Here is a 12,897-nt window from a genome sequence, read left to right as displayed (position 1 = left end):
TGCCGGGCGGAGTTACTGCGCGGCCTTGTCGGCGGCGGCGGCATCTTCGGCCGCGTATTCCTTGAGGCGGTTGTAGAGCGTCTTCAGGCTGATGCCGAGCACGGCCGCCGTCTGCTCCTTGTGATGCTTGTAGTGCTGGAGCGTGGCCAGGATGAAGGCCTTCTCGACCTGCGCCATCGAGCTGCCCAGCGGCATCGTCACCGACGGGCCGGAGGACTCCGACGACACCGTCGCCGTGGCCGCCGGGGCCGCGGCCGGCGAGGCGATCGTCGTCGAGGCCGCGGACGAAGCGGCCGTGGACTGCGGCTCGGCGCCCTCGCCCTTGGGCAGCCACTGCTCGTCGACGACGTCCGCCGCGGCCATCACGTAGGCGCGCTGGACCGCGTTGCGCAGCTCGCGCACGTTGCCCGGCCAGTGGTAGGTCTGGAGCTGGGCCAGCGCCTTGGCGGTGAAGCGCTTGTTCTTGCCTTCCTTGGCCGCGATCTGGCGCAGGAAGTGGTCGGCCAGCAGCGGCACGTCGTCCAGGCGCTCGCGCAGCGGCGGCATCTCGATCGGGAAGACGTTGAGGCGGTACAGCAGGTCCTCGCGCAGCTTGCCGGCCTGCACCGCCTGCAGCAGCGGCCGGTTCGACGCCGCGATGACCCGCACGTCGGCGTCCAGCGTCGTCGTGGAGCCGACCCGCATGAAGCGCCCGGTCTCCAGCACGCGCAGCAGCTTGACCTGCAGCTCCATCGGCATCTCGGTGAGCTCGTCCAGGAACAGCGTGCCGCCGCTGGCGCGTTCGAAGAAGCCTTCGTGCTGCTTGTCCGCGCCGGTGAAGGCGCCCTTCTCGTGGCCGAAGATCTCGCTTTCGATCAGGTTGGGCGAGATCGCGCCGCAGTTGACCGCCAGGAACGGCTTCTTGCGGCGCCGGCTCAGGTCATGGACGGTCTGCGCCACCAGCTCCTTGCCGGTGCCGCTCTCGCCGTTGATGAAGACCGACACGCTGGTGCCCGCCACGCGCGAGATCTGCTCGTAGATCCGCTGCATCGGCTGGGTGCGGCCCCACAGCAGCCCGAAGTGGCCGCTCTGCGCCAGGTCGGCGTTGAGCGCGGACACCTCCGCCTGCAGCGCCGCCGGTTTCATCACCCGCGACAGCACGCCTTGCAGCTGCGTGATGTTGATCGGCTTGACCAGGTAATCGGCCGCGCCCAGGCGCAGCGCCTGGATCGAGGTGTCCAGGCTCGCATGGCCGGTGATCAGCACGACCTCCGAATTGGCCACCAGTTGCGGATCCTGGAACAGCTCCATGCCGTTGCCGTCCGGCAGTTGCAGGTCCAGCAGCACGACATCGGGCTGCTGCAGCGCGATGTGCCGCCGGGCATCGCGCAAGGTATGGGCCACCGACACGGTGAACTTCTCGCTCGCAATCAGTTCCTGCAGGGTGGCGACGGAATCGACGTCGTCGTCCACGATCAATGCATGGGTCACCGGTACATCCTTCGTTGTGTAAAGGGAGAGGCGCCTGGGCGCCGTCGCGCTCTGCGGCGCGTCACTGGGGGATTCGTGAGGAAAGTCTTCCAAGCCTCCCTAACTCATTCTTGCAGCAAGCTGACCGCTTGCCAGCCCCCCGCGCGAATCGATTTGAAAAAAATTCCGGTGACGAGATGGCGAGAGGCGTACCGAGCCAGACGACATACGAACAACACCCACGAAAGAACGGCACCGGTCCACGATCCGCGGATCGCGCCGGTGCCGGAGGACGGTCAAGGACCGGAGGACGTCGGGAGCGGGTTCAGGCATCCCGACGGCGGCGCTGGATCCAGCCCACCAAGGCCAAGGCGACGACCAGGGTGAGGAAGTTGCGGATCTCGAACGAAGCGCCGGCCACCTCGGCATCCGCGTCGAGGACGGCGGACGAGGTCGGCAAGGCGGTGGTGGACGTGGCCGGCGCCTGGCCCTGGGAGGCGTTCCGAGGGGCGGCCGGGGGACGATGGGAGGGGCTGTTCGCCGGGGCCGCGGCCTCCGGTCGGGCCAGCGCCGCGAGCTTGGCACCCTCCAGGAAACTGCCGGAGCCATCCGCGTGCGCCGCGGTCGCGGCGAGCATCAGCGGCATCGCCCAGGCGAGCTTGCGCAGGTGCATGAAAGATCTCCTGTGTTGGAAACGACCGGCCGGGATCGGCGCGATCGGCCCTGGCCGGACATCCGTCCAGCCGGGGCGAGCGCCGCGCGTTCGCGCGCGGCCCGGCACAGGAGGCAAGCACCGTGCCCGGCGCAACGTTCGGTGACGATTTCGCACCGGTTCGCGGGACAGCGGAAAGTGGCAATCAGCCCAGGAGCCGCTCTCGGCGCAGCGCCTCGCCGGGCAGCACCGCCGGCACGCGCGTGGCCGCGGCGATGGTCAGCGGCAGGTCGTCGACGGCGATCAGCACGCGCGCGCTCGCCATCAGCGCCGCGAGCTCGCCGATCGACGCCACCGGCGGCAAGACCTGGCCCCGCGCCGGCATCGCGGCCCGGAGTTCCGCCAGCGCCGCCTCGTCGCCCGGCCGCGCGCAGAGCACGACCGCGGTGTCGTCGGCCCAGGCGTCCAGCAGCACGTCCGCCGCCGCCGCGAAGGCCGCGGCCGGGCAGTGCCGCGCGCCGCCGCCGCCCGGGCACACCAGCACGTAGCGCTGACCGAAGCCCAGCCCCGCTTGCTGCAAGGCGTTCCGCATCTGGTGGCTGTCCTTGGGCAGCAGCCGCAGCCGCGGCCGCTCGTCGGCGGTTTGCATGCCGATGTGGTCGACCAGGTCCAGCTGGCGCCGGGTGTCGTCGTGGGCGGCGCCGTCGTCCGCGACCTCGTCGCTGAGCAGCCCGTGCGCCGGTTCGCGCACATGCGCCAGCGTCAAGGGGATGCCGGCCATGCGGCACAGCAGCGCCGCGGGCAAGGCGCTCTGGGCGGAGGGGCAGAACAGCACCGCCGCGTCGAAATGGCTGCGGCGCAGCTTGCGCACCAGGTGCATCTCGGCATCGCCGCGCATCGTCGACGGCTCGGCGTTGAGCGCCGCGGCGCCCGAGGCGGTCCAGGGCGCGTTGAAGCTCATCACGTCGTCCACCGACTGCAGGTGCGGCCGCAGCACCAGCGCCTCGGGCGCCGCCAGCAGCGTGCGATGGGTCCAGGGCATGGTTTCGTGCAAGGCCGCGAACGCGGCCGTCGAGGCCAGCACGCCCGCCACCCCGTCCAGCCGCACCAGCAGCACGCGGCGCACGTTGCACCAGCGGCGATGGCGCTCCTCGGCGAGCAGGCGGGCGTCGAGCGGCGCCGGGCCCTCGAACACGGGCACGCCCGCCTCGTCGGGTCCCGGAGGACTCGGCGGGCGGGCGCGCTGTTCGAGGGACGTCGCGATCATGGCGCTTGTCGGGCAAGCGGCATGCCGGACGGAGAACGAGGATCGGCGCGGCCTGCCGCGTGATCGCCCGCTCGCGTCGAGGGCGACGCCGGCCCCCTCGCGGGGGCCGTCAGGACGAGGTCACTTGGTCTTGCCGGACGACGAGCCGGACGAGCCCGAGGACGTGCCGGACGCGTTCGGCGTGGTGCCGGTGGAGCCGCTGGACAGGCTCGACGAGCCGGTCGACGTGGACAGGCTGCCCTCGTGCGTGCCGGTGCCGCTGCCCAGGGAGTTGCCGCCCTGGCCGTAGCGCGTCGAGTCGGACGTGTCCTGCTGCCCGGCGTACTGGCTGGAGGACGTGCCGGACGACGCGCCCAGCGTTCCGGCCGCGCCGCCGGTGCCGCTGCTCGATCCCTGGCGCGACGAGCGCTCCGTGCGCCACTTGTTGAAGTCGTCGGAGAACTTCTGGTACCGGTCCTGGCGCCAGCTGTGATAGTCGTCGTCGAGGTTGCGCATCTGCTCGGCGCGCCACTGCTGGTAGTCGGGGTCGTGGTGGTGTTGGGCCTGCGAACCGCCTTGCGAGCTGCCTTGGTAGCCGCCCTGCCCGCCTCGATAGGTATCGCCCGGGCCGCCGCCGTAGCCGCCGCCTTGATAGCTGCCGCCCTGGTAGCCGCGGCCTTCATGCGAACCGCCGTGCCAGCCCTGGCTGCCGCCGTAGTGCTCGCCCAGCGTGCTGCCGTAGCTGCTGCTGGCGCTGCCGCCGGCCATGCCGCCGTAGTCGCCGCGGCGGCCGGCGTCCTCGCGCCAGCCTTCCTGGCGCGGCCCCTGGTCGCGGTAGCCGCCGCCGCCGGAACTGCCCTGGCCATAGCCGCTGGACGCGCCGTAGCTGCTGCTGCCGTAGTTGCCGGAGCCGCTGTAGCCGCCGTAACCGCCGGAGCCGCCCTGGCTGCCGCCGCCGTAGTTGCCGCTCATCGAGCGACCGCGGTCGCCGCCCCAGCCTTCGTTCTCATAACCGCCGCGATAACCGCCCTGGCTCTGCAGGTCGCCGTGGCCGCGGTAGTCCTGGCGGTACTCGTCGCGGGACTCGCGCCCGCCGCCGTAGCCGCCATAGCCGCTGCCGCGCTGCTCGTCGCGATCGGCCTGGAAGCTCGAGCCCTGGTAGGCCGCCTGGTCCCCGTCGCGCGAGCGATCCTGCGACCGGTAGCTGCCAGACTGCGCGCCGTAGTTCGGGCGATCGCGGTCGCTCTGATCCCATTGGCTCTCTTGACGCTGGTCCTGTCGTCCTCGTTGCCCATACTGGTTCATGGCACTTCCTTTCAGCCGTTTGGCCGGTTGAACAAACCCGGCGACACGCGCCGCCGAATCACAAGGGAACAGGCAAGCACCATGCCTTCCACCGCACGCCTGATCGCCGGGATATCCCTGTTCATCGGGCCTGTCGTCGATCAGCCCTCGCGCAGTGTTCGCGTGGCGGTGGCCGCGGCCTGCTCCCGCAGGCTGTGGCGCTTGGCGAAGGCCCAGCTGAGTTCGGCGCCCATCAGGAACACCTGGGTCGAGTAATAGACCCACAGCATCATGACCACCAGCGACGCGGCCGCGCCGTAGGCGGAACTGACGCCGCTGCGGCCGATGTACAGCCCGATCAGCGCCTTGCCCAGGCTGAACAGCGCGGACGTGATCAGCGCGCCGACCCAGACGTCGCGCCAGCGGACCGGGACATCGGGCACCCACTTGTAGATGACGGCGAACATCACGGTGATCAGCGCGTAGGCGAGCGTCGCGTTGAGGATCTGCGCCAGCAGCACGAACTCCGATCCCAGCCATGGCGTCCACCACTTGCTGATCGCGGCGAGCGCGGCGCTGGCGACCATCGACACCATCGACAGGAACCCCAGGCCGAGGATCAGGCCGAGCGACAGCAGCCGCTTGCGCAGCAGCGTGAGCACGCCGCGCCAGACGGGGCCTTCGCGCAGGGTGGGCGCCTTCCAGATCCGGTTGAGGGCGTTCTGCAGTTCCGCGAACACCGAGGTCGCGCCGACCAGCAGCACGACGGTGCCGATGACCGCGGCCCAGCCGCCCTCCTCCGGCCGGTTGACGCGCTTGAGCAGGTCCTCGACGGCCATGGCGCCCTGCACGCCGATCAGGTCGGAGAGTTGGTCCATGACCTCGCCGCGGGCGGCCTGCTCGCCGAAGACGATGCCGGCGACGCTGATCACGATCAGCAACAGCGGCGCGATCGAGAACAGCGTGTAGTACGCGAGCGCGGCGCCCATGCTGGGGGCGTTGTCGTCGCTCCAGCCCTGCGCGGCCTCGCTGACGATCTCGACGGCTTCGTGGACGGCGGGGGGCAGCTTGGGCATGCGCGGTGGGCCGCGAGGCGTGTCGCGGCCGTCGGAGGCTGAAGCGGATTCCGTTGTCCAGGCAAGGGAAATTCCCGGGGCGAACTGCGCTTCGGCACGCGATTTGCCTCGTGGTTCCTATCTCAACTGACTAGGAGCTCCCCTCATGGCCAGCACCACCATCGCTTCGGACCGCGTCGAAGGCACGAAGGTCTACAACGGCAACGGCGACAAGCTCGGCACCATCGACAACCTGGTGATCGACAAGCGCTCGGGCCTGGTCCGCTACGCGGCGCTCGAGTTCGGCGGTTTCCTGGGCATCGGCACGGACCGGTATCCGATCCCGTGGAACATGCTGAAGTACGACACCAGCCTCGATGGCTACGTCGTCCCGCTGCGCGAGGACCAGCTCGAGAAGGCGCCGCGCTACGCGCAGACCGACCGCCCCGAGTACACCGACGAATACGGCCGCAAGGTCTACGACTACTACGGAGTAGCTTGGATGTGACGCCCGCCGCGGCGCCGAGTTGGGCGCCCGGCGGCGTTGCAGATCCTCGCCATAGCGCCGCTATGGCTCCGGTCTGCGCCTAGCCGCGCATCCCAACTCGGCACCGCGGCAGGCATCACATACGGTTTCGCAGGCTGCAATGAAAAACGCCCCGGAGTTCGGGGCGTTTTTTCGTGCGTGGGTGGCGGCGATCAGGCGGCGTTCGCGCCATCCTCGCTCGGCCAGTCGCGGATGTAGGCCTTCAGCATGCGGTTCTCGAAGTCCTGCGCGTCGACCACGGTCTTGGCCACGTCGTAGAACGAGATCACGCCCATCAACTGCTTGCCGTTGAGCACCGGCATGTAGCGCGCATGGCGCCCCAGCATCATCCGGCGGACCTCGTCGATCTCGGTCTCCGGGGTGCAGGTCAGCGGTGCGTCGTCCATCACGCTGCGCACCAGCCGGGTCCCGACGCTGCCGCCGTTGCCGACCACCGCCTGGATGACCTCGCGGAAGGTCAGCATGCCCACCAGGTCGCCGAACTCCATCACCACCAGCGAACCGATGTCGCGCTCGGCCATCGTCTCCGCGGCATGGGCCAGGGGTTGGTCGGGAGAGACCGTGAAGAGCGTGCTGCCCTTGACGCGCAGGATGTCGGAGACTTTCATGGCCGCCTGAGAAAAAGTTGGCGGTGAACATAGCACACAATGCCCGGCGCCAGACACCACTCGTCACGACTACAGGCAGGAGACACCCATGGCAGGTCCCTCGGACCCCGGCTTTGATACCTTGGCGCTACACGCCGGCGCCGCCCCCGATCCCACCACCGGCGCCCGCGCCGTCCCCCTGCACCTGACGACCTCGTTCGTGTTCGAAAGCGCCGAGCAGGCCGCCGGCCTGTTCAACATGGAACGCAGCGGGCACGTCTACTCCCGGCTGTCCAATCCGACCACCGCCGTGCTCGAGGAACGCATCGCCGCCCTGGACGGCGGCGTCGGCGCGATCGCCACCGCCAGCGGCCAGGCCGCGCTGCACCTGGCGATCGCCACCATCGCGGGCGCCGGCGACCACGTCGTCGCCTCGAGCGCGCTGTACGGCGGCTCGCACAACCTGCTGCACTACACGCTCAAGCGCTTCGGCATCGAGACGACCTTCGTGCGTCCCGGCGACCTCGACGCCTGGCGCGCCGCGATCCGTCCGCGGACGAAGCTGCTGCTGGGCGAGAGCCTCGGCAACCCCGGCCTGGACGTGCTGGACATCCCGTCCATCGCGCAGATCGCGCACGAGGCCCACCGCCCGCTGCTGGTCGACGCGACCTTCGCGACGCCCTACCTGCAGCAGCCGATCGCGCTGGGCGCGGACCTGGTGCATCACTCGGCGACGAAGTTCCTGTGCGGGCATGGGACCGTCGTGGGCGGCCTGCTCGTGGACGGCGGCCGCTTCGACTGGGACCGCGCCCATGCGGCCAGCGGCGACCTTCGCCGCTTCTCGGAACTGTCCGAACCCTACGACGGCTTCCACAGCATGGTGTTCACCGAGGAAAGCACGGTCGGCGCGTTCCTGCTGCGCGCCCGCCGCGAAGGCCTGCGCGACTTCGGCGCCTGCATGAGCCCGCACACCGCCTGGCTGATGCTGCAGGGCATCGAGACGCTGCCGCTGCGGATGCAGCGCCACGTGAGCAACGCGCAGCGGGTGGCCGAGTTCCTCGAGGCGCAGGACATCGTCGAGCGCGTCAACTACCCCGGCCTGGCCTCGCACCGCGATCACGCGCTGGCGCAGCGGCTGCTGCCCAAGGGCGCCGGCGCGGTGTTCAGCTTCGACCTGAAGGGCGGACGCGAGCCGGGCCGGCGCTTCATCGAGTCGCTGCGGCTGTTCTCGCACCTCGCCAATGTCGGCGACGCGCGGTCGCTGGTGATTCATCCGGCATCGACGACGCACTTCCGCATGGACGACGCGGCGCTGGCCGCCTCGGGCATCGGCGCCGGGACGATCCGCCTGTCCATCGGACTGGAGGACCCCGACGACCTGATCGCCGACCTGAAATCCGCGCTGAAGGTGGCCGCCAAATGAGCAGGACGACATTCGACGTGCAAGGCCGGACGGCCTACGCCTACACCGGCGGCAAGGCGTTCGACGCCACGCTGCCCTGCGTCGTGTTCATCCACGGCGCGCTGCATGACCACAGCGTGTGGACGCTGCTGGCGCGCTACTTCGCCCACCACGGGCGCAGCGTGCTCGCGGTCGACCTGCCGGGCCACGGCCGCAGCGCCGGGCCGGCGCTCGCCGACGTGGCCGCGCTCGGCGGCTGGATCAACGCGTTGCTCGACACGGCCGGCGTTGTCGGCGACGGCGCGGTCTCGCTGGTCGGCCATTCGATGGGCTCGCTGATCGCGCTCGAGGCGGCGGCGCAGCGCCCGGCGCGCGTGGCGCGGCTGGCCCTGGTCGCCACCGCCTGGCCGATGAAGGTCTCGGACGCGTTGCTGAGCACCTCGCGAGAACGGCCGAAGGCGGCGATGGCGATGGTCAACGCGTTCTCGCACTCGACGACGGCGGGCAAGCCCTCGTATCCGGGACCGGGCGCGTGGATGCACGGCGGCAACCAGGCGCTGATGGAGCGGATGCAGGACGGGTACGCCGACGGCAACCTGTTCGAGCACGACTTCCTCGTCTGCGATCGCTACCAGGGCGCGCCGGACGCTGTCGCCCAGATGACGGCCGCGGGCGTGCCGGCGCACCTGATCCTCGGCGCGAAGGACGCGATGACGCCGCCCAAGGCCGCGAAGGCGTTGGCGGAGATGCTGCAGGCGCGCGTGCAGACGCTGCCCGCCGGGCATTCACTGATGACCGAGGCGCCGGAAGGGATGTTGAATGCGCTGAAGGCGGCGCTCGGCTGAGCGCCGTTCAATCGACCGAGCAGAAGGCCCCGCGATCGTCGACGAGGGCCTCGCCAGGAGACGCCCATGAGCACCAGCCCCCTGCCCCACGCGCCGCACGAGGGCGATTCGACCGCGGATCGCGTGAAGGCGATGCGCAGCTTCGCGGAGTTCTATCCGTTCTACCTCGGCGAGCACCGCAACCGGACCTGCCGGCGGCTGCACTTCGTCGGGTCCACGCTGGGACTGCTGTGCCTGGCGTACGCGCTGGCGACGCAGCGCTGGGGCTTCGTGCTGGTGGGCTTGCTGTGCGGCTACGCGTTCGCGTGGATCGGGCACTTCGGCTTCGAGAAGAACAAGCCGGCCTCGTTCAAGCGCCCGCTGTACAGCTTCATGGGCGACTGGGTCATGTACAAGGACATCTGGACGGGGAAGATCCCGTTCTGAAACGAGCTAGGGCAGCTCCAAGCCCCAGTCCTCCCTCGCCGCGACGCGCACGTCCTTGAGCATGCCGTCGAGCTTCATGAGCTTCTCATCCGCGAAGAGTTGCTCATCCTCGTCGGACGACTCGGACGACACCTTTTGAAGGTGCTGCTCGTAAAGCTTCAGCGCCTCCCAGAGCAGGTTGTATTCGCTGACGATGAGCGAGCCAGCTGCGGCGAAGAGAGACATGGACGGCACCTCCGGAAGGAAGGCGGTGACTCTGTCCGTCGACGCCGCGCCCGTCATTGACCTATGCATGTGAATCGCATCCGGCTCACCCTTCGGTGCGATTCACTCCCCCGGAAGACAGCAACCCCTTCGCCGCCTCGATCCTCAGCGCCATCGGCACCGACGCGTCGTTCATCACCTGCAGCAGGAACTCCCGCGGATCGGTGAAGCGGGTCGCGGGGGCGAAGACGGCGGGCGCTTCGGGCGTCGATGCCGGGGACGTCGAAGGCCCCGACGACGCGGCGACCGGCGTTGCCGACGCCGTCGGCTTGCTCGCGGCGAGCTGTTCGAGCGCCACCTCCCACGCCGACGGCGTGATGCGCTTCAGCCCCTTGAGCAGATCGGCCTGCCCCTCGAGCCCGGGTGGAATGTCCAGCCAGGTGGCCTCCACGAACACCGGTGCCAGGTCCGGCGCGACGAAGGCGGACCATTGGTCCTCCCGGACCTCGGCCGGCACCTCGGGAATCGCCGTCAGCCAGCGGATGCGCGACGCAGCCACGCCGGCCAGGAAGCGCGCCTGGATCCCGTCGAAGAACGCCTTCGCCTCGTCCGGCGCGACACCGCGCTCGAGCGAGAACCACAGCTGATAGCTGTTCTCCCCGGCGATGGCGATACCCGGCGCGGGCAGCGAGAGTTCGAGCTGCACGCCCCGCCAGACGGCCCCCATCAGGTCCCAATCCGACGGCCGCCCCACATCGAGCACGAGCGCGCGCGCCGATCCCTCGGGACCGGCGGCGTAGAGGCGTTGGAATTCGGCGGCGAATCGGGACACGGGCAGTTCGGAGCGTTGCGGCAGCCCCGGACTCTACGTCCTCACGCCTGCGTCGCCGCGGCCGCCTGCTGCTCGGCCTGCGCCTTCAGCGAGGCCAGCATGTCGTCGACCATCGCGTCCAGGTCGTAGCCCAGCTTCCAGCCCCAGTCGCGCTGCGCGACCGCGTCGTCGATCGACTGCGGCCAGCTCGCCGCGATGTTCTGGCGGAAGTCCGGCGCGTAGTCGATCGCGAAACCGGCAATCCGGCGGCGGATCGACGCCGCGATCTGCTCCGGCGTGAAGCTCACGCCCGCCAGGTTGTAGCTGCCCCACTCGGTGATCCGCTCCGCCGGCGCTTCCATCAGCTCGATCGTCGCGCGCAGCGCGTCCGGCATGTACATCATCGGCAGCGCCTGGTCTTCCCGCAGGAAGCAGGTGTAGCGGCCCTGCTTGAGCGCCTCGTGGAAGATCTCGACCGCGTAGTCGGTCGTGCCGCCACCCGGCGGCGTCTTCCAGCTGATCAGGCCCGGATACCGCAGGCTGCGCACGTCCACGCCATGGTTGGCGTGGTACCAGCGGCACCAGCCCTCGCCGGCCAGCTTGGAGATGCCGTAGATCGTCGTCGGATCCATCACCGTGGTCTGCGGCGTCTCGCGCTTGGGCGTCTGGGGTCCGAAGGCGGCGATCGAGCTCGGCCAGAACACCCGCTCCAGCTTCACCGTGCGCGCCAGCTCCAGCACGTTGAGCAGGCCCTTCATGTTCAGGTCCCAGGCCCACATCGGGTGCTTCTCGCCGGTGGCCGACAGCGCCGCCGCCAGGTGGTAGACCTGCGTGATGCCATGGCGCTTGACCACCGCCGCCAGCGCGGCGGCATCCGTCACGTCCAGCATCTCGTGCGTCAGCTGCGGCACGCGGCCCTGCGGGGCCACATCGCTGGTGATCACGTTGGCGTTGCCGTGCCGCTTGGCCAGCTCCACCGCCAGTTCCGAACCGATCTGGCCGTTCGCGCCGATCAACAGGATCTTCGTCGTCATGGGGATCTTCTTCTCGACGCCTTACTTCACCAGGCCCAGCTCGCGGCCCGCCTGCGCGAACGCCGCCACCGCCTTCTCCAGGTGCTCGCGCTCATGCACCGCCGAGATCTGCACCCGCACCCGCGCCTGCTCCTTGGGCACGACCGGGTAGAAGAAACCGACTGCGTAGACGCCCAGCTCCAGCAACCGCGCGCTGAGCTGCTGCGCCTTGACCGCGTCGAACAGCATCACCGGCACGATCGGGTGGGTGCCCGGCTTGATCTGGAAACCGGCTTGCTGGATCGCCTCGCGGAAATAGGTCGTGTTGGCCTCGAGCTTGTCGCGCAGCGCGGTGCTGCCTTCCAGCAGGTCCAGCACGGCGATCGACGCGCCGACGATGCTCGGCGCCACGGTGTTGGAGAACAGGTAGGGCCGCGAGCGCTGGCGCAGCAGCTCGATGACTTCCTTGCGGCCGGTGGTGAAGCCGCCGGAGGCGCCGCCCAGCGCCTTGCCCAGCGTGCCGGTGATGATGTCGACCTTGCCGAAGACGCCGCGATGCTCATGCGTGCCGCGGCCGGTCTTGCCCATGAAGCCGCTGGCATGGCACTCGTCGATGCCCAGCAGCGCGCCGTGGCGGTCGGTGATCTCGCGGATCCTGTCGAGCTGCGCGATCGTGCCGTCCATCGAGAACACGCCGTCGGTGAACACCAGCACGTGGCGCGCGCCGGCCGCGCGGGCGGCGACCAGCTGCGCGTCCAGGTCGGCCATGTCGTTGTGCTTGTAGCGATAGCGCTTGGCCTTGCACAGCCGGATGCCGTCGATGATCGACGCGTGGTTCAGCTCGTCGCTGACGATCGCGTCCTGCTCGCCCAGCAGCGGCTCGAACAGCCCGCCGTTGGCGTCGAACGCCGCCGCGTACAGGATCGTGTCCTCGGTGCCGAGGAAACGCGCGATCCGCTGCTCCAGTTCCTTGTGGATGTCCTGCGTGCCGCAGATGAAGCGCACCGACGACAGGCCGTAGCCATGCGTGCGCAGCGCCTCATGAGCCGCTTCCAGCACCCGCGGATGAGCCGACAGGCCCAGGTAGTTGTTGGCGCACAGGTTGATCACCTCGCGGCCGTCGTTCGTGCGCACGATCGCGCCCTGCGGGCTGGTGATGATGCGTTCGCTCTTGTAGAGCCCCGCGTCCCGGATGCCCTGCAGCTCGTTCTGCAGGTGACGGTAGAAGTCGTCGGCGGTCGGTTGAGCGATGTTGGTCATGCGGTGCTCCTGCGGCACAATCCGTTAAATCGAACGCGTTCGTTATATCGAACAGCCGTGCAGTATCAAGGAAGAGCGGTGGCCGGTCAAGGCGCCGCCTCCCTGGCTGACCGCTC

General features: G+C 69.6%; 14 protein-coding genes. 4 read left to right on the top strand and 10 right to left on the bottom strand.

The features are described from left to right. Positions 1-12 precede the first annotated feature (12 nt). From N5D62_RS16230 to N5D62_RS16210, 5 genes are all read right to left on the bottom strand, one after another. The gene (locus tag N5D62_RS16230) at positions 13-1,470 is read right to left on the bottom strand and encodes a sigma-54 dependent transcriptional regulator (protein WP_279758890.1); all 1,458 of its coding nucleotides are present in this window, start codon (positions 1,468-1,470) and stop codon (positions 13-15) included. A gap of 304 nt (positions 1,471-1,774) precedes the next feature. After that, positions 1,775-2,122, bottom strand: a complete 348-nt coding sequence (locus N5D62_RS16225) for a hypothetical protein (protein WP_279758889.1) — start codon at positions 2,120-2,122, stop codon at positions 1,775-1,777. A 184-nt stretch (positions 2,123-2,306) separates the two neighbouring features. Beyond that, the gene (locus tag N5D62_RS16220; RefSeq protein ID WP_279758888.1) at positions 2,307-3,368 is read right to left on the bottom strand and encodes a glycosyltransferase family 9 protein; all 1,062 of its coding nucleotides are present in this window, start codon (positions 3,366-3,368) and stop codon (positions 2,307-2,309) included. Between the two features lie 120 nt (positions 3,369-3,488). Next, entirely contained in the window at positions 3,489-4,652 is a 1,164-nt protein-coding gene (locus N5D62_RS16215) for a hypothetical protein (protein ID WP_279758887.1), read from the bottom strand. A gap of 140 nt (positions 4,653-4,792) precedes the next feature. After that, positions 4,793-5,707 (bottom strand): YihY/virulence factor BrkB family protein, encoded by a 915-nt coding sequence (locus N5D62_RS16210; RefSeq protein WP_279758886.1) that lies wholly within the window; start codon positions 5,705-5,707, stop codon positions 4,793-4,795. A gap of 145 nt (positions 5,708-5,852) precedes the next feature. Here N5D62_RS16210 and N5D62_RS16205 point away from each other — a divergent pair, with 145 nt between their 5' ends. Then, on the top strand, positions 5,853-6,194 hold the full coding sequence (locus tag N5D62_RS16205; protein ID WP_279758885.1) for a PRC-barrel domain-containing protein: 342 nt from the start codon (positions 5,853-5,855) through the stop codon (positions 6,192-6,194). Positions 6,195-6,385: 191 nt separating this feature from the next. Here the strand turns inward: N5D62_RS16205 and N5D62_RS16200 are convergent, their stop codons facing one another. After that, positions 6,386-6,841: a CBS domain-containing protein gene (locus N5D62_RS16200; protein WP_279758884.1), complete on the bottom strand. Its 456-nt coding sequence runs from the start codon at positions 6,839-6,841 to the stop codon at positions 6,386-6,388. An 88-nt stretch (positions 6,842-6,929) separates the two neighbouring features. Here N5D62_RS16200 and N5D62_RS16195 point away from each other — a divergent pair, with 88 nt between their 5' ends. The 3 genes from N5D62_RS16195 (at position 6,930) to N5D62_RS16185 (ending at position 9,493) form a co-directional block, all read left to right on the top strand. Continuing rightward, on the top strand, positions 6,930-8,243 hold the full coding sequence (locus N5D62_RS16195) for an O-acetylhomoserine aminocarboxypropyltransferase (RefSeq protein WP_279758883.1): 1,314 nt from the start codon (positions 6,930-6,932) through the stop codon (positions 8,241-8,243). Then, positions 8,240-9,067, top strand: coding sequence for an alpha/beta hydrolase (locus N5D62_RS16190; RefSeq protein ID WP_279758882.1), 828 nt, complete (start codon positions 8,240-8,242; stop codon positions 9,065-9,067). Before N5D62_RS16195 ends, N5D62_RS16190 begins: the two co-directional genes overlap by 4 nt. A 132-nt stretch (positions 9,068-9,199) precedes the next feature. Beyond that, positions 9,200-9,493 (top strand): DUF962 domain-containing protein, encoded by a 294-nt coding sequence (locus N5D62_RS16185; protein ID WP_279758930.1) that lies wholly within the window; start codon positions 9,200-9,202, stop codon positions 9,491-9,493. 6 nt (positions 9,494-9,499) lie between these two features. Here N5D62_RS16185 and N5D62_RS16180 read toward each other — a convergent pair whose 3' ends face one another. From N5D62_RS16180 to kbl, 4 genes are all read right to left on the bottom strand, one after another. Further along, positions 9,500-9,718, bottom strand: a complete 219-nt coding sequence (locus N5D62_RS16180) for a hypothetical protein (protein ID WP_279758881.1) — start codon at positions 9,716-9,718, stop codon at positions 9,500-9,502. Between the two features lie 85 nt (positions 9,719-9,803). Continuing rightward, the gene (locus N5D62_RS16175) at positions 9,804-10,529 is read right to left on the bottom strand and encodes a hypothetical protein (protein WP_279758880.1); all 726 of its coding nucleotides are present in this window, start codon (positions 10,527-10,529) and stop codon (positions 9,804-9,806) included. A gap of 41 nt (positions 10,530-10,570) precedes the next feature. Continuing rightward, a complete protein-coding gene (locus tag N5D62_RS16170) occupies positions 10,571-11,542 on the bottom strand; it encodes an NAD-dependent epimerase/dehydratase family protein (RefSeq protein ID WP_279758879.1) in 972 nt (323 codons plus the stop codon). A 21-nt stretch (positions 11,543-11,563) separates the two neighbouring features. Then, on the bottom strand, positions 11,564-12,781 hold the full coding sequence (kbl, locus tag N5D62_RS16165; RefSeq protein ID WP_279758878.1) for a glycine C-acetyltransferase: 1,218 nt from the start codon (positions 12,779-12,781) through the stop codon (positions 11,564-11,566). Positions 12,782-12,897: the final 116 nt, after the last annotated feature.

Source organism: Mitsuaria sp. GD03876 (assembly GCF_029840635.1).
In the GTDB taxonomy this organism is placed as follows: domain Bacteria; phylum Pseudomonadota; class Gammaproteobacteria; order Burkholderiales; family Burkholderiaceae_C; genus Roseateles.
Note: the sequence above shows the minus strand (reverse complement) of the source record. Positions and strands in the feature narration are given on the sequence as shown.